The following is a 19,728-nucleotide window of genomic DNA, read 5'->3' as shown; positions in this document are numbered from 1 at the left end:
TTCAGGGAATACAGCGGCAACTGTCACACCGCTATCGCAGGCAAGCCAGCTCCCACCTTCGACTGCATTCACAGCCCAAAGCGTGGGTGTTTTTGAGACCCGCATCGGCATCCGGCAGTTCGCCGTTATACTCGCCGCTCTGCTTTGGAGCCAGTATGAATTCGTTGCCGATCGATGATGTTTTACCCGCCCTGCGTGACGCCTTGGCGCATCGCCATGAAGCCGTGCTGGAAGCGCCTCCAGGCGCCGGTAAAACCACCCGCGTGCCGTTGGCCTTGTTGCATGAGCCGTGGCTTGCCGGGCAAACCATCCTGATGCTCGAACCCCGGCGCCTGGCTGCCCGTGCCGCTGCCGAGCGATTGGCCAGTGAACTGGGTGAAAAGGTCGGGGAAACCGTCGGCTACCGCATTCGGCTGGACAGCAAAGTCGGCCCCACTACGCGTATCGAGGTGGTCACCGAAGGCATCCTCACCCGCCGCTTGCAGGACGACCCGGCGCTGGATGGCGTGGGCCTGCTGATCTTCGACGAATTCCACGAGCGCAGCCTCGATGCTGACTTGGCGCTGGCCTTGAGCCTCAACGGCCGCGAGTTGTTCCGCGACGAGCAGCCGCTGAAAATCCTGCTGATGTCCGCCACCCTTGAAGGCGAACGCCTGGCCGGCTTGCTGGATGACGCGCCGATCCTGCGCAGTGAAGGGCGCATGTTCCCGGTGCAGATGCGCTGGGGGCGACCCTACCAGGCCGGCGAGTTTATCGAGCCGCGCGTGGTGCAAACCGTCCTCGAAGCTCTGCATGACGAGACCGGCAGCGTGCTGGTGTTTTTGCCGGGGCAGGCGGAGATTCGCCGGGTCAACCAGCAATTGGCCGACGCCCTGGGTGATCGCCCTGATGTGCTGTTATGCCCCCTGCATGGCGAGCTGGATCTCAATGCTCAGCGCGCCGCCATCGACCCGGCGCCGGCCGGCAAGCGCAAAGTGGTGCTGGCCACCAACATCGCCGAGACCAGCCTGACCATCAACGGCGTGCGCGTGGTGATCGACGCTGGGCTGGCGCGGGTGCCGCGTTTCGACCCCGGCAGCGGCATGACCCGCCTCGACACCCAGCGCATCTCCCGCGCCAGCGCCACCCAGCGCGCCGGCCGGGCAGGGCGGTTGGAGCCGGGGGTGTGTTACCGGTTGTGGTCCGAAGACCAGCACGACGGTCTGGCCGCTTATGGCAGCGCGGAAATCCTCGCCGCCGACCTGGCAGGGTTGGCCTTGCAACTGGCCCGTTGGGGCGTGACGCCCAGCCAGTTGGTGTGGCTGGATGCGCCACCCACGGCCGCGTATGCCCAGGCTCAGGACCTGTTGCAACGTCTCGGTGCATTGGACGAAGAAAACCTCACCGCCCATGGTCAGAAAATGGCCGAGTTACCGGCTCACCCGCGTATCGCCCATTTGTTATTGCGTGGCCAGGACCTGGGCCTCGCCGCCACCGCCTGTGACGTGGCAGCCCTGTTAGGCGAGCGCGACATCTTGCGTGGCGGCGGTGCCGATTTGCACAGCCGCCTGGCGCTGATGTCCGGCGAAGAACGTGCGCGAGGCACCCAAGGTGGCGTGCAGCGCGCCAAGCAACTGGCCCGGCAATACCGGGGCTACCTGCGCGGCAAGGCGGCCCAGCCGGTGGACAACCCCGACCACCCGCGCTGGCTCGGCGCCTTACTGGCACTGGCCTACCCGGACCGCGTCGCCCAGCAGCGCCGCCCCGGTGGCGCTGAATACCGCCTGGCCAATGGCCGAGCGGCGCTGTTTGCCGAAGCCGACAGCTTGATGAAACAACCCTGGCTGGTGATCGCCGACCTGGGCAGCCGCCAGGGTCAGCGCGAAGAACGCATCTACCTGGCGGCGGATTTTGATCCGGCGCTGTTCGACAGCGTGCTGGCCGAACAAGTGCGCAATGTCGACCAACTCGACTGGGACGAGCGCGAAGGCGTGTTGCGTGCCGAGCGCCAGCGCAAAGTCGGTGAACTGGTGCTCAGCCGTGAACCGCTGACCGGCCTCGACGAATCCGCCCGCAGCCAGGCGCTGGTCAACCTGGTGCGCCGCAAAGGCCTGGAGTTGCTGCCCTGGACCCCGGAACTGCGCCAATGGCAAGCCCGTGTGATGCTGCTGCGCCAATTGGATGCCGGCAACACCAGCGAGTGGCCCGACCTCAGCGACAAGGCCCTGCTCGTCAGCCTCGAACACTGGCTGATGCCTTACCTGGGCAAGGTCTCGCGCCTCAGCCACTTCGCCAACCTGGATATCTCCAGCTACCTGCACAACCTGCTGCCCTGGCCCTTGCCCCAACGCCTGGAAGAACTGGCGCCGCAGCATGTGAAAGTGCCTTCAGGGTCATCGGTACGCCTGGACTACAGCGAACAGCCGCCGATCCTGGCGGTGCGCTTGCAGGAATTGTTCGGGTTGGCAGACACCCCGCGCATTGCCGGCGGGCGCCTGGCCGTGAAGCTGCACCTGCTGTCCCCGGCGCGGCGGCCGGTGCAGGTTACGCAGGACCTGGCGAACTTCTGGCGCAGTACCTATGCCGAGGTAAAGAAGGATTTGAAGGGGCGGTACCCCAAGCATTACTGGCCGGATGATCCGTTGGTGGCCGAAGCGACGGCCAGGATCAAACCCAGAAAACCTTGAGTATAAGTAACTCCCCAGTCTTTTTTGATGACTGGGGGGTTATCTGAAAGGGTGTAATCACCGCAAGAAGGTTGCCTTGAAGGACTTAAAGCGCTTCAAGTGCGCTATCGAATTGCTTATGCGCGTTCAGCAACGACTGGCTCGATTGAGCGTGGATGCCGCAGGTGTACTCGATGAACGAATGTTCGGCTGTTTCAGACTGGGCGACCCGCAGGTTATCCATCACCAGAATATCCCCCGGTTCAAGGCTGACAGGGGTGATGTAGTGCTCGTTGGTGGAGTAGTGGGTCTGGATGTATTTGAACGCAGCGTTGGCCCACTCGGGGATAAAAGCGGTGCTGTCGTACCGGTAGCGAATTCTTAACTTTTGGTCGTCGATCTTTTCGAAGACGGCGCAATCGATGGACAACAAATCGTCGCGGCAGTAGGTGACACTGCCGCTGGTCATCAATATGTTTAACGTCTCGGTATTATTGGCAAGCAAGTCGTTGTAGATTTTCTGCCCATCCACCAGGAAGTTGTCGCCGCCAAATTCAGGCTTTGAAACGCACTGAAGAATGACAAACTTGGGGGGCGTGATTTTTTCGCAGTGCCCTCGACGTAGGCGATGCCATTCAAGAATGATCCATCGGTATGCGGGAAAAAATCGCTCGACAGTTCACCATGATAATCATCCTTGAACCGTTGCCAGTCCTTGTTGATCGGTTCGCCACCGCCCACCACACCATGTTCATCGGACTTGGTATGAAACTGAATCAGCCCGAACTTTCCTGCGGCCTCTCTAAAGGCTCTCAGAGAGTGGTCTCGAGGTTTGATGATGCAATAGCCATGCTCTTTCAGAAAGCTCGAGATTTCTTTGGTCTCAAAAAAATCAAACTTACGTGTGCTCATTTCACGCTCCTTGTTTTATTGGAAGAACTTTTTATAGGCCGTTGAAAAAATGATCGAAGATCATCTTCAAACCAAAAAACGTCACCCCTGCCTTTAACAGCATTGCGCCGACACGCTGCGATATACGGTCTCTGAGAAAGCCGCCCAGGTAAGAACCCAATGTGGAGGCGGTAATCATGATGATGATCAGGTTGGCGTAATCCATGAACGCAAAACCTGCAATCACAAAGGCGGCGACCTTGAGCCCGTGCAGTACGCTCATTTGCATGGCGTGGGTGACAATGACTTCGTTTTTATTAATATTCATCTTCATCAGGATGGGCTGCGATATCAAACCGGTTACGGCCACGAACAGCGAAAGGAAGGTTTGAAAGAAGCCCACCAGGGCAAAGTTTTTAAATATAAAACCCAGGCGCGCGACGATCTTGGTCCACGTGATGGCCAGAATGAAAAAGCCGAGAATCAGTGATAAGTATTGCTCGGGGAATTTGCCGATGAAGAAGTAGCCGATGAAGGCGCCGACCAGGCAACCTATTACGTATTTGGGCAGGATTTCCACTTTTGCACTTTTGAAGTCAAACGCGAATCGACTGGCGTTGCTGACCATTTGAATCAAACCGTGAACCGGTACGACCGCAGAGATAGGGATAAATTGAGGCATGACCGCCAGCAGTCCAATCCCGCCGCCCACACCAATGGCAGCCGTCATGAATGAAGTGATAAAACTGACGCCCACCAATAGATACAAACCATTAGAAAGTTCGAGCATTATTAATTCCTGTCCCATTTTATAAAGCGTAAAGCGTATATATCGATGCGCTGGCTTCTCACGGGGTGAATAAGCCGGGCGCAATCGCCTGCGAGCGCGCTGAGAGTCAGGCGCTTTTAATCTTGCGTAGAAGTGAGTGTTGAAGCGTGATTAAAGGGCCGCCGTGAGAGTGGTTACTTGTAACCTTCCCGCAATAAGTAATGAGAACTGCATCACGCCATAAGCTACGCCATGACTTACGGGATAGAACATGTCTACCCATACGGTCATAGCGAGCCTCTCAAACAGCACGCGATTTATCGCGCGGGCAAGGCCCAGGCGATGATGCTGTCGCCCAACTTGGTTGGGATCCGGTCATGACCGCCAACCACCGCCACGACGTACTGTCGACCCTGGCTCATGTAGGTCAAGGGCGAAGCCTGATTGCCTGCCGGAAGGCGTTCTTCCCAGAGCAGTTCGCCAGTTTCGCTGTTGTAAGCCCGCATGAACCGGTCGATAGCGGCACCGATGAACGTCACGCCGCCGGCGGTTGTCACGCCCGTTGCATCACTCGGTGTACCGATTTCGAAGCGCATCCGGGAGGCGATCCCCCAAGGTCCACTGTCATAGCCTGTGCCGAACGGGCGGCTCCAGACGACATCGCGAGTGCGCAGGTCGATACCGGCAATAAAGCCCCAGGGTGGCGCAATGCAAGGCTGGTCAAGGGATGACATCCACGGATCTTTAATCGCGCCGTAAGGCAAACCGGCCTGGACGCGAAAACCCTGAGCATTGCCCGGCGACTCCTGGAACGACTTGGCATTGATGGCATCGAGTTCTTCGCGAGGCACCAGCCCCTGCATATAAGGGAGGCGCTGATTATTGATGATCAGCAGCCCTCGCTTGAGGTCTACCATCACTCCGCCCCAGTTCAAGCCGCCATGATGGCCGGGGAAGATCAGACTTTGCTGGCCCACGACCGGCGGGGTGAAGATCCCTTCGTAGCGTGCCTGGCGAAATTCGAGGCGACATTGCATCTGATCGAAAGGGGTCAGGCCCCAGGCGTTGGCTTCGGTCAGTACTTCCGGTGTTTTCGATGGGCGCCCCATGGTGCTCGGCATATCGGGGGACAGTGGTTGGGTGGCTGCGGTGTAGTCGCCCGGGGCGGTGCCCTGTGGAACGGGAGCTTGCACGACATCTACCAGCGGTTCGCCTGTGGCGCGGTCAAGCACGAACAACTGGCCGGATTTGGTCGCCTGAATCACGGCCGGGCGTGGCCCGGTAGCCGTCGGAAAATCAATCAGACTGGGTTGCGGGCTCAGGTCGTAGTCCCAAAGATCATGGTGGACTGTCTGGAAGCGCCAGCGGACCTTACCGGTGGTGGCGTCCAGTGCGACCAAAGCAGAGCTGAACGTGTCTTCTTGTTCTGTGCGGGTGCCGCCATAGAAATCGCCCGCTGCGTTGCCGGTGGTGACATACACCAGGCCCAGTTCATCGTCGGCCGACAGCGGTGCCCACGAGTTGGGGGTGCTGAGGGTGTAGGTCTCGTTGTCACGAGCGGGGGCGTTGGTGTCTGGCCGGCCCAAATCCCAGGCCCACTTCTGTTTGCCGGTCACTGCATCGTAGGCGCGTACCACGCCCGAGGGGGCAGGGCGTACATCCGAGTCGAGCACGCGGCCCCCGGTGATCACCACCCCGCGAATGACCAGAGGGGCAGATGTGATGCCGGTTGAGCCTTTTCTGAAGGTGCCCAGCCCGTCTTTCAAATCCGCAAAACCTGCGTTGCCGAAGTCGGGGCACGCCTGGCCGGTCAGGGCGTCTACCGCGCCCAGGCGAATATCATTGGTGCCCCAAATGATGCGCGAGGCGCACAAGCCACTGGCATTGGGGACTTCGAAATAAGAGACGCCACGGCAATAGGCGCCGCCATTGGCGAAGTAGTCCGGGTCGACTTTGGAGTCGAATCGCCAGTTCTCCTTCCCGGTAGTGGCATCCAGGGAAATGATGATTTGCTTGGGGGTGCAGGTGTAGAGCGAGTTACCCACCTTGATCGGCGTGGCTTCGTTCAAGTACTTGGTTTTCTCACCGGGTTGCTTCACGTCGCCGTGGTGGTATTCCCAGGCTTTGACCAGGCCCGACACATTCGAAGGCGTGATTTGCGACGCGGCTGAATAGTGGTTGCCCAGGTTGGAGCCTGCATAAGCGGTCCAGTTGGTCTCGGTGTGTGACGCGGCAATATTGCCGTCTGGAGAGGCGACGGTACTGCGGCTGAACGTTGCGGTGGGGCGTGTGGTGGCGAGCGCCGAGTCGGCAAGGTGAACGCTTTTCGGGAAGAACAGCGGCACCAGAATGGTAGCCCCCATCACCAGCGGCAGCACACCCATGATGGTGAAGTAATGACTTTTTCTGGCGTTGGCAAAATCACGCCGTACCACGGGCCAGAACGCCAGGAACGGCACGCTGAGAACCGCCAGCCACGCCAGGCGTGGAATATAGGCCCAGCCATCGTAACCAGACTCCCACACCGCCCAGGCATAGGTGGCCACAGAGGCTGCGCCATAAAGGTAGAGGCCCAGGGACTTTTTCAGGCCCAAGAGGATGGCCGATAACAACAGCGCGGTGCCCATCATCGCGTAATAGGGTGACCCGCCCGCGGCCAGCAGCACGCCGCCTTTATAGGCCAGCATCACGCCAAGCAGGGCAACCGCTGTGTTGTACCCCCCGAACAGGAGGTTTGAGACTCCCGCTGCGCTACCCAACGTCCTTTCGTTCATGGCAACCATCCCTGTGCGATTTCGATGCGGATCCGTGTCCGAGCGGCGCGCATGATTGCCTATTGTTGTAACGAAATACAATATGTAGTGAAAAAATTAACTGTTTGGTGATTTTTTTGTATTGTGTTTCGATTAGAAACAATTGTGCTAGGCTGATTGGCCCTTTATCGGGCGGGGGATGGCGAAGCTGCGGCACTGACGTAATGCCATGCAGTTAAGCCTATAGCGCCCTCTGTAGGAGCGAGCTTGCTCGCGAAAAACATCAACGATAACGCGTGTTTCCTGTGTGAACGCGGCGCCTGTGATTTTTTCGCGAACAAGCTCGCTCCTACAAAAAGCCTTAACTGCACGGCATTACGCCACTGACGGGTTGCCAGTGACGTGCTCTAGATTTGGCTGTCTTCTGGCGTTGCGCGTTGATCAGTCTTGAGTCGACCGACTTGATCCAGGTGGCGCCAGAGAAACTGTGCGGCTTCTTCACGCCGATCAGACTCGATGAGGTCGAGCAAATGGATGTGTTCCTGGCATTGCGCCTTAAGACGCGTGCGATCGATGTTGGCCTTGTAGCCCATAAAGCGCCTGAGCTGATTCTGGTGGCGTATGGCGTCGATGAAAAAAACATTGCCGGAACACTGCACGATCATTTCGTGAAACTGGGCGCCCACCTGGAACAGTTGCGCGCGGGACAGGGTCTGGATCTCGCCGTCGATCAGGGCCTGTTGCTGTTGCCTGGCCTGGGCAAACGCGGCGTGATTGACCTGATAACCCGGCTCAAGCAGCGCCGCCGGTTCGATGGCCATCCGGAAACGGTAGCTTTGAATGTGCGCCTGCGTGTTATGCACGAAGTCCTTGAGGCCCCACCCTTGGCCCGGCTTACGCTCCACCATCGCTTCGCTGGCCAGCCGGTTCAGCACCTTGAGCAACTGCCCCCGCGGCACCTCGTAACGCCGCAACAACTGCGCTTCGAAAAAGTGCGCAGGTATTTCACCGCCCAGAATGTCGTCGACCACACGCAGGTAAAAGTCCTCGAAAGGATCGCTGGCGCAAGGCACTGCGGCCTCCTGAATCTGCCCGGCACCTTGTTTGAGGAAGTAGCCACGATTGGGCTCTTGAATGGCAAGGTCCCATTCGGCGAGCAAGGCAAAAACCCGCCGAATCGGCGAGCGCGACACCCCGAGCGCTTGGGCAAAGGTCTGCTCGCGCAAGGGCTCACCGGCTTTCATCGAACGGGCGCGAACCAGGTCGATGACGCGGGGGGCCAACTGCAGGGCGAGGTCTTTCTTGATCACAGGTTTTATTCCGAATGGTTAGCTTCAGTCCGTTCCCGTCGGGGCAGATGCCCCCACCGCACTGGAGTGGGAAAATACCATACGAAGAGCATGAGTATTTGCACTGACCACTTTCGATAGCGTGGCGCTGGAGCCGCGAAGGAGGCTCCAGGCTGATGATTTGTTTATTCCCAGGATGGATAGGTACCCAATGCTCAAATTCAATGCTCACCTCGGTTTTCAATTCAACGAATTGCCTTTTCTGCAACGCATCGAAGCCGCCGCCGCTGCCGGTTTCAGGGCGGTGGAGTTCCCGTCCCCCTATGAGTTCGACGCCAGCCTGCTCGCCGACCACCTGGCCCAATACAACCTGCCGTTGATTCAGTTCGCGGCGCCGGCGGGTGTGACCAAAGGCATCGCTGCCTTGCAGGGCAAGGAGCAGGAATTTCGCGATGGGCTGTGCGAGGCTGCCCGCTATGCGAAGGCGCTGAACTGCTCGGATGTGCACATCATGTCGGGCGTGACCACGCCTCAGGATGAGAGCGCGGTTGCCTACACCAATAACCTGGAATACGCGGTCAAATACCTTGAAGATCAGGGTTTGCGAACGTTGATTGAAGTCATCAGCGCGCAGGCGATGCCTGGCTATTACCTGTCTGACTTCAGCAAGGCCCAGCAGGTGCTGGAAACCTTTACGAGTGTCGGGCTGATTCTGGACCTTTACCATGCCCAGTTGTTGACCGGCGATGCAGCCGGGGTGCTGGCGCAGTTTTACGACAGGACCGTCCATGTACAAATCGCCGACAACCCGGGGCGTCATGAGCCGGGCACCGGGACCATGGACTTTGCTGGCTTGTTCGCGGCGCTGGAGCAGCGTGGCTACCGAGGATGGATCGGCTGTGAATACCGCCCATCCGGCACCACGGTTGCCAGCCTTGAGTGGCTTAAGCCGCTCCTGAAACCCTAGGGCTTATTGCGCGGCAGGTAGCAGGAAGCGGGCGATAACCGGCAGGTGGTTGGAAATGCGCAACGTATCTTCCTGGCGCACCTTGGCTTCCAGGCGTTTGATCCGCGAGCTGTAGAACAGGTAATCCAGCGTGCGATCCGGGCCATCAAGGCCTGGGTCGTTGGGGAAGTGCGTCAGCCATTTCTCACGGTCGATGCCACTGGATTGGCTGTTGCTGGGGATCATCGGGTACTTGTCCCACAACAGATGCAACTCACTGTCCGGCGAATACTGGCCACGCTTGCTCGCGTCCAGGCGCAGGAACTGGCCCAGTGGCAGCAGGTTGAAATCCCCGCCAATCAACCAGGGTGTGCCGCGACCTTCGAGTTTATCCAGCAGTTTTACCGTACTCGTGACTTGCTCCCGCACGGCACTGCGCCCAGGCGCACCGGCGTCCAGGCGGGTGTTGAGCACTGCCAGTTGGCCTCCGTCGCTCAAGGGCAGATACGTCAGCAGCAGGGCCGGCTTGGGTTGGAACTGACGGCTGATGAAGTTGGCATCGGCGGTTGGTAGTTGCAGGCGTTCGGCGTGTTCGATCTGGTAGCGGCTGAGGGTGGCAAGCTTGCGGCCGACGCTGCCGAAGATAGGCAGGCTGGGCACAAAGTCGGCTTTCCAGTCGAAGGCCTGGGTGCTGCACGGGTACAGATCCACCAGGCGCTCCTGCAACAGCGCGAGCTGGTCCTGATAGTGGGAAGGCTTGGCGCCTTCGTCGACTTCCTGTAACAGCAGGATGTCGGGTTGTTCGTCGCGAATCACCCGCGCCACTTCGTCGAGGCTGAACGCCATGTCTTCGACGGTGGGGCGATCGTCGGGGCCGCTGCCGTCCGGGATGTCGTACCAGAACACGTAGTTCTTGCCGGCCAGGTATTGCACATTCCAGGTCATGACCTTGAGCGCCTGCCCCGGCAACAGCGTCGGGGCGCGGGGTGCCACGCAACTGACGGGCAGGGTCTCTTTGTCGGCAGGGCGCCAGGTCAGGCTGTAGATCAGCGCGGCCAGCAGGCCGGCGATGATCAACAGGCTCAACAGGGTGATGCGCAATAAACGGGTCATCGGCTCGGCTTATATGCGTGTCAGAAGAGCCACGGAGCATATCACCGCACGTCGGCGTCGCCACCGATCAGCATGAATAAACGGAACAACACCACGCTGGTGAACAGTTGCAGGAAGCTGTGGGCGCTGTCCATCAGTAACCCCAGCAACGGCGCCGGCTCAGGGTAAGCCGCTACGCTGGCGCCCTTGAGCAGCCACAACGGCGTCATCACGCACAGCAGGCACACCAGGATGCGCCAGAAATGCCCACGGGTCAGGCGCAGGCTTTCCTTCATCGCCGCCAACGCCGGCATGCCGCGCAATACCAGCAGGTATTCGGCAAACGCCAACACCACCATCAGCCACAGGCCCGGCAGGAAATACAGCGACAGCCCCAGCAGAATCAGCAAGGTGCTCATGGCCGTCAGCAGGGCGAAACGCGGCCACAGGCTCAAGGCCATGGCCCACACGTCCTTGGTGCGCGGCGACTCGCCCCGGGTGCGGGCGTCGAGAAACAGGATCAGGGCGCCGGTGTACAACGGGTACACCAATAAACCCACGACCACGCTGTAGCCGGGAAACGCATCCGGGCCCAGCGTGTGGTCCAGCACCTGTTGCAGCAAGGCTTCGAGGATCACCAATGGCAGGCACAGCTGGACGATGGCGCCCAGGTTGCGCTGGGTAAAGCGGAAGGAGTCGCGCAAAACGTCTAACGGATTCATCAGGGTCATCACAGGCCTGGAAGCAGAGGGCGACACTTTAACCGATCAGGCTCAAAGGGGCGCAAACGTAAACCTTGAGTAAAGACCATTGAAACAACTCGTAACATCCCCATAACTGAAAAGCCCCTGGCCTGATCACAGGCGGGACGAGAATTTTTATCGGCAATCTACGAGGTCGCCATGAACAGCGAAGAGCAAACCCTGATCGATGGACTGTTTTCACGGTTGCAACAAGCCGAAACGGACTCAGCCCCCCGCGACGCCCAGGCCGAGGCGCGGATCAAGGAGCATATGGCTCGCCAACCCGCCGTCGGCTACTACATGACCCAGTCGATTCTGGTGCAGGAACATGCGCTGCAGAGCCTCGACGCGCAGAACAAGCAACAGGCCCAGCAGATCCAGCAATTGCAGGACGAGCTGCAACGGGCCAAGGCCACGCAAGCTGCGCCGGCCAGCGGTGGTGGGTTCCTGTCGAGCATCTTTGGCGGCGGCTCCCGTGAGCCACAGCCAGCGCCGAGCAACTCAGGGGGCGGCTGGCGTGAACCGGCGCGGCCATCGTTCAACCAACCAGCGCCGCAACAGAACTACCAGCCACCTCAAGCACCGGTCGCCGCGCCAGCCGGCAGTGGCTTCCTCGGCGGCGCCATGAAGACCGCCGCCGGCGTGGCCGGTGGGGTGTTGCTGGCCGAAGGGATCAGCAGCCTGTTCCATCACAACTCGCAGCCGCAGGTGGTGGAAGAGATCATCGAACAACCGGCACCGGCCAGCGATCAAGGCAACTGGGGCAACGATGACCAACAGTTCGCCGGTAATGACAGCTGGGGCAGTAACAACGCCGACAGCGATTATTCGGACGATTCCTCATCCTTTGGCGACGATGATTCTTTCGTCTGACCCACGCAGACCGGAACGCCACGGCGCTCCGGTCTGATTTTTTCCCGGAAACGCTCCCTTGGCTGGCATACTGGCGCCCTTTCCGGGCGCTGGCGCCTGGCTGTCCATGAGGAAGTGCGGTGAAAAAAATTGCGGTGTTCGCCGATGTGCAAAACCTCTACTACACCGTGCGCCAGGCCTATGGTTGCCACTTCAACTACGCCGCCCTGTGGGCTGACATCAGCGCGCGCGGGCAGATTGTCGAGGCGTACGCCTATGCCATCGACCGCGGTGACAGCAAGCAGCAGCAGTTCCAGCAGATCCTGCGCAACCTGGGGTTCACGGTAAAACTTAAGCCGTACATCCAGCGCAGCGACGGCTCGGCCAAGGGCGATTGGGACGTGGGTATTACGCTGGACATCATGGACGCCGCCGACCATGTCGACGAAGTCGTGCTGGCCTCCGGTGACGGTGATTTCGACATGTTGCTCGAGCGCATCATCCACAAGCATGGCGTGCGGGCCGTGGCCTACGGCGTGCCGGGGCTGACGGCCAACTCATTGATACGCGCCGCCAGCCACTACGTGCCGATCGAAGGCGCGTTGTTGCTCAAATAGATCGTTGAACGGAGTAGGAACAGGTTTGGAACGCATAGCGGTCATCGACTTTGAAACCACCGGCATCACCCCCAGCAGCCACTGCCGGGCCACGGAGATTGGCGTGGTCATCCTCGAACGCGGGCAAATCGTGGACCGCTACCAGAGCCTGATGAACGCCGGCGTGCGCGTACCGGCCTTTATCGAACAACTCACCGGCATCAGCAACGCCATGCTGCGCAGCGCGCCCCCGGCTGAGCGGGTGATGAACGAGGTCAATGAGTTCGTCGGCACCACGCCCTTGATGGCGCACAACGCCGCGTTCGACCAGAAGTTCTGGGACTTTGAGCTGGGCCTGATCCGCCGCACCCGCCTGCAAAAGTTCGCCTGCTCCCTGCTGCTGGCCCGCCGCCTCATGCCGGCGGCGCCTAACCACAAGCTCGGCACCCTCAACGCCTACGCCAAACTGCCCCACACCGGCCAGGCTCACCGGGCGCTGGCGGATGCGGAAATGGCCGCCAACCTCACGGCGCACCTGGCCCAGGAACTGCGCCAGACCCACGGCTTGCGCGAGCTGTCCCATGACCTGTTGTGCACCTTGCAGAAAGTGCCGGCGGCGAAGATCAATGAACACCTGAAGAAACATCGCGGGTTCTAAGGCCTGGCGCTGATCGTCCCCACGCTCTGCGTGGGCATGCATCTGGTGACGCTCCGCGTCACGACTTTAAGAGCGGACGCAGAGCGTCCAGGGCGGCATTCCCACGCAGAGCGTGGGAACGATCAGCAACGGCTTGCGCGAGCTGTCCCATGACCTGTTGTGCACCTTGCAGAAAGTGCCGGCGGCGAAGATCAATGAACACCTGAAGAAACATCGCGGGTTCTAAGGCCTGGCGCTGATCGTCCCCACGCTCCGCGTGGGCATGCATCTGGTGACGCTCCGCGTCACGACTTTAAGAGCGGACGCAGAGCGTCCAGGGCGGCATTCCCACGCAGAGCGTGGGAACGATCAGCAATAGTCGATGGCTCGACGGTGGAGCAGGGCGTCTTCGCTGAGGAAGTCGGTTTTGTTTTCAGTTGAAGCAGAGGTTGCTTTGACCATGTTGAATCTCCGGGATCTTTAACGCTCTCCTTCCGTCAATTTCGGCTTGCACTTCCGGTCACCGAGGGGTCGATGACGCGTGGCAGATTAGCGGTCGCGTTCTGATGGAACAAGGCTTGAAATGCTGCTCGGAAACGTCCTGCAATTGATCGGGATGGGTCTTGCTGGCCAATAGTGGCAGGCTTGTTGGACAACGTTTTGGTGAGGCGGCTAGAAATGAAGGATCATCTGACCAGAGCAGACATCAGCGAAAAAGTGATCCAGCTATTCGTCGATATCATTGGTTTTATCGACCGAAGCGAAGTGTCGGAGCAAACCGATTTCATCCATGACTTCGACATCATTGATGACGACCTGACGTGCTTTGTCATGCAGATCAAGTGGCAGTTCAAGCTGCAAGCGACGCAGGAGGATTGGGATCACATCACGACCATCAAGCAGATAGTCGATCTGATCGTCCAGCGCAGATCGAACCCTTTGTAGGAGCGAGCTTGCTCGCGAAGAACGTCAACGGTGACGTTGGCATCCTGAATGCACGCGGCGCCCTCGGGTTTTTCGCGAGCAAGCTCGCTCCTACAGGGGGGGGGGGCGGCGGGCAACTGGTGAGGCCACTGGCGCCATCGCAGGCAAGCCAGCTCCCACAGTTGACCGCGTCGCTCGGGCAGTACGCGGTCCGTGTGGGAGCCGGGCTTGCCCGCGATGGCGATCGCTCAGCCACTATTTTTCCCATTGGCCTCCAACTGCCCCAACGGCACCCGCCGCTCTATGGCGCTGGACAAAATAATCGAGGTCTTGCTGAAGCCGAACTTCGCTACCCGGTTAATCAGGTTTTCAAGCTCGGGCATCGAGCCCACCGCCGCTTGCATGATCACGCAGGGGTCGCCGGTAACGCGGTGGCATTCGGTCAGTTCGGGTATTTCCGCCAGGGCGTCGTACACCTTTTGGCTGCCATGATTGGTCAGCCGCAACTCGATCACGCATTGAATCGGCAAGCCCACTTTGGACAAGTCCACCTTGGCCTGGTAGCCGGTGATCACGCCGCTGGCCTCAAGCTTGGCCACGCGTTCGGCCACGGCGGGGGCGGAGAGGTTTACGGTGCGTGCCAGTTGGGCGTAGGAAGCGCGGCCATCTTCAAGCAGGGCGCTGAGGAGCATGCGGTCGTATTTGTCCATGATAAGGCTCCGGTTGCGCATCGCTTTCGAAAGCACGGTTTATAGCCTTGATAACCATTGTTTGAGAAGTGTATTGGCGTTTTAAACAGGTTTTGTAACTTAAGTTTATCCACCTTCGTTTCTAGAATAAGTCTCCCATTTCCTGCCATAGAGCCGCCCAATGCCTGGCCCACGTCGCTTTCCCTTACCGTTGATCGCCGCCTTTTTTGCGTTGTATGTGATCTGGGGTTCCACCTATCTGGTGATCCGCATTGGCGTGGAGTACTGGCCGCCGCTGTTGCTGGCGGGGATTCGGTTTTGCACGGCGGGCGCGTTGATGTACGGCTTCCTCAGGTGGCGCGGGGTGCCGGCGCCGACCTGGCCGCAGTGGAAGGCGGCCGGGATGATCGGCATTTTGTTGCTCACCGTGGGCAATGGTGGCGTGAGTGTGGCCGAACATATGGGCGTGTCGTCCGGGGTGGCCGCGCTGGCGGTGGCGACGGTGCCGCTGTTTACCTTGCTGTGTGGGTTTTTCTGGGGCGCGCGTAATACGCGGTTGGAATGGGCTGGGGTGCTGCTGGGGATCATCGGCATCGCCATGCTCAACATGGGCAGTACCTTGCAGTCGAGCCCACTGGGCGCGGTGTTGCTGTTGATGGCGGCGGCGTCCTGGGCCTTCGGCTCGGTGTGGAGCCGGCATTTGCCGCTGCCCCAAGGCGCGATGGCCAGCGCCGCGGAAATGCTCGTGGCCGGCGTGGCGCTGCTGATCGTCAGCGCGTTGTCTGGCGAGCACCTGCAGGCCATGCCGCCGCTGGAAGGCTGGCTGGCCCTGGCGTACCTCACGGTGTTCGGCTCGATCATTGCCTTCAACGCTTATATGTACTTGCTCAAGCACGTACGCCCGGCGGCGGCGACCAGCTATGCCTATGTGAACCCAGCCGTTGCCGTGTTACTGGGGATTGTGTTCGTGGGTGAGAGCATCGGCCTGGAAGAAGCCCTGGCGATGCTGGTGATCATCAGCGCGGTGTTGCTGATCAGCCTGCCCCAATGGCGCAAGCCCAAACCGGAAATAAGGTAAACTGCCGCGCATTACGCCCTTGCGCTGAATTTTTCCTACGGTAACTACATGACTTTCGCCACCCTTGGCCTGATCGAACCCTTGCTGCGCGCCCTTGAGACGCTTGGCTACCAGACCCCGACGCCGGTGCAGGCCCAAGCCATTCCGGCCGTGCTGGCCGGTCGCGACCTGATGGCCGCAGCCCAAACCGGCACCGGCAAGACCGCAGGTTTCGCCTTGCCGCTGCTGCAACTGCTGACCCTGGAAGGGCCGAAAGTCGCCGCCAACTCAGCGCGTGCGCTGATCCTGTGCCCCACTCGCGAACTGGCCGAGCAAGTCCACGCCAGCGTTGCCGAGTACGCCCAGCACCTGCCGCTGACCACTTACGCGGTGTACGGCGGCGTGAGCATCAACCCGCAGATGATGAAGCTGCGCAAGGGTGTGGACATTCTGGTCGCCACCCCTGGCCGCCTGATCGACCTGTTCCGCCAGAACGCGCTGAAGCTCAACCAACTGCAAACCCTGGTGCTGGATGAAGCTGACCGCATGCTCGACCTGGGCTTCTCCGAAGAACTGGCGAATATCTACCGCATGCTGCCGAAAAAGCGCCAGACCCTGCTGTTCTCCGCGACCTTCTCCGATGACATTCGCCTGCTCGCCGGGCAGATGCTCAACGACCCGCTGAGCATCGAAGTCAGCCCGCGCAACGTCGCCGCCAACACCGTCAAGCAGTGGGTGGTGCCGGTGGATAAAAAGCGCAAGCCGGAGCTGTTTGTGCACCTGATGCGCAAGGGCCGTTGGAAGCAAGTGCTGGTGTTCGCCAAGACCCGCAACGGCGTGGACGCCTTGGTGGACAAGTTGCAGGGCCTGGGCATCAACGCCGACGGCATCCATGGCGACAAACCCCAAGCCACCCGCCAACGCGCACTGGACCGCTTCAAGGCCAGCGACGTGCAGATCCTGGTGGCTACCGACGTAGCGGCCCGTGGCCTGGATATCGAAGACCTGCCGCTGGTGGTCAACTTTGACCTGCCGATCGTGGCCGAAGACTACATCCACCGTATCGGCCGTACTGGGCGTGCGGGCAACACCGGTGAGGCGATTTCCCTGGTGTGTGCCGATGAGGTGAACATGCTCTCGGCCATCGAAATGCTGACCCGCCAGACCCTCACGCGCAAAATGGAACCGGATTTCGAGCCGGAGCATCGCGTGCCGGACACCGATGCCAGCGGGCAGGTAGTCAAGAAACCCAAAAAGCCGAAGAAGCCTAAGGCGTCCGGCGGTGGCGGCAAGCGCAACCTGGGCAAGTGGGTGGACAGTGGGGAAGTGGCCCCGGCCGAGCCTTCGATCAAGCCGGTGCGCAAGGTGCCGGTGTTTAACACTGGGCCGCGTAAGAAGAAGTGATTGATCGTTCCCACGCTCCGCGTGGGAACGCATCCTGTGACGCTCTGCGTCACGAAGCTAAAGCGGGACGCAGAGCGTCCCTGGCGGCATCCCCACGCAGAGCGTGGGAACGATCAGCGTTGGAGCCATTCCAACATCCCCATCCCAGCCGCCCGGCCACTGGCAAAACACCCCGTCAGCAAATACCCACCGGTCGGCGCTTCCCAATCGAGCATTTCCCCCGCACAGAACACCCCAGGCAGTGGCTTGAGCATCAACCGCTCATCCAACGCTTCAAACGGCACCCCACCGGCCGTGCTGATCGCCTCATCCATTGGCCGCGTCTTCACTAATGTCAGCGGTAACGCCTTGATATCCACCGCCAATTGCGCCGGATCGGTGAAGTGTTCAGCGGGCGTCAGCTCGCGCAACAACGCCGCCTTCACGCCATCCAATCCCAACTGACTGTGCAAATGCTTGCTCATCGACCGCGAGCCGCGAGGCTTGGCCAATGCGGCCTGCACCTTGTCCAGCGGTTTGCTGGGCAGCAAGTCGATATGCACCGTGGCCGCACCGTCGCGGTTGATCGCTTCGCGAATCGGCGCTGACAGTGCGTAGATCAAGCTGCCCTCAATACCCGTGGCGGTGATCACGCATTCGCCCAGCCGAGGCTTGTCATCCCCCAGGCCAATGGCGACGTTTTTCAACGGCGCGCCCGCGAATTTGCTGACCATCAACTCGCTCCATGCCGACACTTCAAACCCGCAGTTGCTCGGCTGCAGCCGCACATAGGGCAGGCCTTTGCCTTCAAACAGGTTAAGCCACGCACCGTCCGAGCCCAGGCGCGACCAACTGCCGCCGCCCAGGGCCAGTAGCACCGCATCGCTGTGGACAACTTTGTCGCCGTCCGGGCTGTGGATAAGTAAATCGCCCTCGGCATTCCAGCCGGTCCAACGATGCCGGGTGTGGATAACCACACCTTGCTCCCGCAGGCGCTTGAGCCAGGCGCGCAACAGTGGCGCGGCTTTCATATCCGTAGGAAATACGCGCCCGGAGGTGCCGACAAAGGTTTGAATGCCCAGGCCGTGAATCCATTCGCACAGCGCCTCGGCGCCAAAGCTGCGCAGCAGCGGCGCCATGTGCGGGGCGCGTTCGGCGTAGCGCGACAGGAATGCCGGGTACGCTTCGGAGTGGGTGATATTCATGCCGCCCACGCCGGCCAGCAGGAACTTGCGCCCCACCGACGGCATGCCGTCGTAAAGGTCCACGCGCACGCCCGCCTGGCTCAAGACTTCGGCGGCCATCAGCCCGGCGGGGCCGCCGCCGATGATGGAGACGTGGTGGGCAGAAGTCTGAGGCATGGGCAGGGCTACGGTGATGTGAATAGGCCGAGCATTCTACCCGACCACGACGCCGCTGCCTGATCAAAAAACGTACACTTTCCTACAGGCCATACGGCCAAACGCTTGCAGCCGCTTACGCTCAAGTTATCCACAGGCCGTTCCACAGGCATTGTGGGTAACGCTCACAGTTCAATGACAGCTGATGACGTCCATACCCGCTGCGCGCTGTGGTGCAGGATGCCATGGCGGCGGGCGAGGGCGGGGCGGTCTTTGCTGTAGCCGCCGCCGATTACGCCCATTACTGGAATGTCGCGGCCCAGGCAGTGGCGCATCACGCTTTCATCACGGGCGGCGACGCCTGCATCTGTCAGCTTGAGGTAACCAAGGGCGTCGTCCTTGTGCACATCCACGCCGGCGTCGTACAGCACCAGGTCCGGCTGGTAGAGCGGCAGCAGGTAGTTGAGCGCGTCATCCACCACCTTGAGGTAGTCGGCATCGCCCATGCCCATGGGCAGCGGGATGTCCCAGTCGCTCTGGGCCTTGCGTGCCGGGAAGTTCTTTTCGCAGTGCAGCGACACGGTGATGGCGTCCGGCGTGTCGTGCAGGATGCGCGCGGTGCCGTCGCCCTGGTGCACGTCGCAATCGAAGATCAGCACGCGATTGACCCGGCCGCTGGCCAACAGGTAATGGCTGATCACCGCCAGGTCATTAAAAATGCAGAAACCCGCCGGATAATCGTAATGGGCATGGTGGGTGCCGCCCGCCAGATGGCAGGCCAGGCCATGTTCCAGGGCCTGTTCGGCGGCGAGGATCGAGCCACCCACCGCCCGCACCGTGCGCCGGGCCAGGGCTTCGCTCCAGGGCAGGCCGAGGCGGCGTTGGTCTTCGCGGGACAGTTCGCCACTCATGTAGCGTTCGATATACCCAGGTTCATGGGCGAGGGCCAAAATGTCTGCCGGGCACAGCGACGGGCGCAGCAATTGGCGGTCTTGGGTCAGGCCGCTGTCCACCAGGTGGTCACGCAACAGGCGAAACTTGTCCATGGGGAACCGGTGGTCCGCCGGGAACTCAGGGCTGTAGTCTTCGTGGTAGATCAATGGCAAGGGCATGGGATTTTCT

18 protein-coding genes are annotated in these 19,728 nt (G+C 60.4%); 8 read left to right on the top strand and 10 right to left on the bottom strand.

All coding sequences use genetic code 11. The annotated features are described in order from the left end of the window. Positions 1 to 155 precede the first annotated feature (155 nt). Positions 156 to 2,666, top strand: coding sequence for an ATP-dependent helicase HrpB (hrpB, locus tag V8689_RS25300; RefSeq protein ID WP_056791970.1), 2,511 nt, complete (start codon positions 156 to 158; stop codon positions 2,664 to 2,666). An 85-nt stretch (positions 2,667 to 2,751) separates the two neighbouring features. On the opposite strand, the gene V8689_RS25295 is transcribed toward hrpB, so the two are convergent. From V8689_RS25295 to V8689_RS25275, 5 genes are all read right to left on the bottom strand, one after another. Continuing rightward, positions 2,752 to 3,225, bottom strand: coding sequence for a TauD/TfdA family dioxygenase (locus tag V8689_RS25295; RefSeq protein WP_223816893.1), 474 nt, complete (start codon positions 3,223 to 3,225; stop codon positions 2,752 to 2,754). Further along, complete coding sequence (locus tag V8689_RS25290) at positions 3,123 to 3,557, bottom strand: hypothetical protein (protein WP_223816891.1); 435 nt, start codon at positions 3,555 to 3,557, stop codon at positions 3,123 to 3,125. The genes V8689_RS25295 and V8689_RS25290 overlap by 103 nt, the downstream gene beginning before the upstream one ends. A 31-nt stretch (positions 3,558 to 3,588) precedes the next feature. After that, complete coding sequence (locus V8689_RS25285; protein WP_056791972.1) at positions 3,589 to 4,326, bottom strand: TSUP family transporter; 738 nt, start codon at positions 4,324 to 4,326, stop codon at positions 3,589 to 3,591. 296 nt (positions 4,327 to 4,622) lie between these two features. Continuing rightward, positions 4,623 to 7,079, bottom strand: coding sequence for a membrane-bound PQQ-dependent dehydrogenase, glucose/quinate/shikimate family (locus V8689_RS25280; RefSeq protein WP_434520643.1), 2,457 nt, complete (start codon positions 7,077 to 7,079; stop codon positions 4,623 to 4,625). Positions 7,080 to 7,465: 386 nt separating this feature from the next. Next, the gene (locus tag V8689_RS25275) at positions 7,466 to 8,368 is read right to left on the bottom strand and encodes a GntR family transcriptional regulator (protein ID WP_032895190.1); all 903 of its coding nucleotides are present in this window, start codon (positions 8,366 to 8,368) and stop codon (positions 7,466 to 7,468) included. Positions 8,369 to 8,558: 190 nt separating this feature from the next. Here V8689_RS25275 and V8689_RS25270 point away from each other — a divergent pair, with 190 nt between their 5' ends. Further along, positions 8,559 to 9,314 (top strand): hydroxypyruvate isomerase family protein, encoded by a 756-nt coding sequence (locus V8689_RS25270; protein ID WP_056791976.1) that lies wholly within the window; start codon positions 8,559 to 8,561, stop codon positions 9,312 to 9,314. 3 nt (positions 9,315 to 9,317) lie between these two features. On the opposite strand, the gene V8689_RS25265 is transcribed toward V8689_RS25270, so the two are convergent. Both V8689_RS25265 and V8689_RS25260 read right to left on the bottom strand, forming a co-directional pair. Beyond that, positions 9,318 to 10,406 (bottom strand): endonuclease/exonuclease/phosphatase family protein, encoded by a 1,089-nt coding sequence (locus V8689_RS25265; RefSeq protein WP_056791977.1) that lies wholly within the window; start codon positions 10,404 to 10,406, stop codon positions 9,318 to 9,320. A gap of 41 nt (positions 10,407 to 10,447) precedes the next feature. After that, entirely contained in the window at positions 10,448 to 11,107 is a 660-nt protein-coding gene (locus tag V8689_RS25260; RefSeq protein ID WP_034133780.1) for a YciC family protein, read from the bottom strand. A gap of 180 nt (positions 11,108 to 11,287) precedes the next feature. Here V8689_RS25260 and V8689_RS25255 point away from each other — a divergent pair, with 180 nt between their 5' ends. The 4 genes from V8689_RS25255 (at position 11,288) to V8689_RS25240 (ending at position 14,158) form a co-directional block, all read left to right on the top strand. Continuing rightward, positions 11,288 to 12,001: a DUF2076 domain-containing protein gene (locus tag V8689_RS25255; protein WP_056791979.1), complete on the top strand. Its 714-nt coding sequence runs from the start codon at positions 11,288 to 11,290 to the stop codon at positions 11,999 to 12,001. Positions 12,002 to 12,120: 119 nt separating this feature from the next. After that, positions 12,121 to 12,597 carry an NYN domain-containing protein gene (locus V8689_RS25250; RefSeq protein WP_003194396.1) on the top strand — a complete coding sequence of 159 codons (477 nt, stop codon included), beginning with the start codon at positions 12,121 to 12,123 and terminating at the stop codon, positions 12,595 to 12,597. Positions 12,598 to 12,622: 25 nt separating this feature from the next. After that, positions 12,623 to 13,234 (top strand): 3'-5' exonuclease, encoded by a 612-nt coding sequence (locus tag V8689_RS25245; protein WP_054896175.1) that lies wholly within the window; start codon positions 12,623 to 12,625, stop codon positions 13,232 to 13,234. Positions 13,235 to 13,891: 657 nt separating this feature from the next. Further along, on the top strand, positions 13,892 to 14,158 hold the full coding sequence (locus V8689_RS25240; protein WP_056791981.1) for a hypothetical protein: 267 nt from the start codon (positions 13,892 to 13,894) through the stop codon (positions 14,156 to 14,158). Between the two features lie 227 nt (positions 14,159 to 14,385). Here V8689_RS25240 and V8689_RS25235 read toward each other — a convergent pair whose 3' ends face one another. After that, a complete protein-coding gene (locus tag V8689_RS25235) occupies positions 14,386 to 14,847 on the bottom strand; it encodes an Lrp/AsnC family transcriptional regulator (RefSeq protein ID WP_056791982.1) in 462 nt (153 codons plus the stop codon). A gap of 160 nt (positions 14,848 to 15,007) precedes the next feature. Between V8689_RS25235 and yedA the strand changes: the two genes are divergently transcribed. Then, positions 15,008 to 15,904 (top strand): drug/metabolite exporter YedA, encoded by an 897-nt coding sequence (gene yedA / locus V8689_RS25230; protein ID WP_003194388.1) that lies wholly within the window; start codon positions 15,008 to 15,010, stop codon positions 15,902 to 15,904. A 48-nt stretch (positions 15,905 to 15,952) separates the two neighbouring features. Continuing rightward, the gene (locus V8689_RS25225) at positions 15,953 to 17,287 is read left to right on the top strand and encodes a DEAD/DEAH box helicase (RefSeq protein WP_056791984.1); all 1,335 of its coding nucleotides are present in this window, start codon (positions 15,953 to 15,955) and stop codon (positions 17,285 to 17,287) included. A gap of 113 nt (positions 17,288 to 17,400) precedes the next feature. Here V8689_RS25225 and V8689_RS25220 read toward each other — a convergent pair whose 3' ends face one another. Next, positions 17,401 to 18,627 carry a TIGR03862 family flavoprotein gene (locus tag V8689_RS25220; protein ID WP_056791985.1) on the bottom strand — a complete coding sequence of 409 codons (1,227 nt, stop codon included), beginning with the start codon at positions 18,625 to 18,627 and terminating at the stop codon, positions 17,401 to 17,403. Between the two features lie 164 nt (positions 18,628 to 18,791). Further along, positions 18,792 to 19,718, bottom strand: a complete 927-nt coding sequence (locus V8689_RS25215) for a histone deacetylase family protein (RefSeq protein WP_056791988.1) — start codon at positions 19,716 to 19,718, stop codon at positions 18,792 to 18,794. Positions 19,719 to 19,728: the final 10 nt, after the last annotated feature.

The organism is Pseudomonas sp. AK181 (genome assembly GCF_051122975.1).
GTDB classification, from domain to species: Bacteria; Pseudomonadota; Gammaproteobacteria; order Pseudomonadales; family Pseudomonadaceae; genus Aquipseudomonas; species Aquipseudomonas lactis.
Note: the sequence above shows the minus strand (reverse complement) of the source record. Positions and strands in the feature narration are given on the sequence as shown.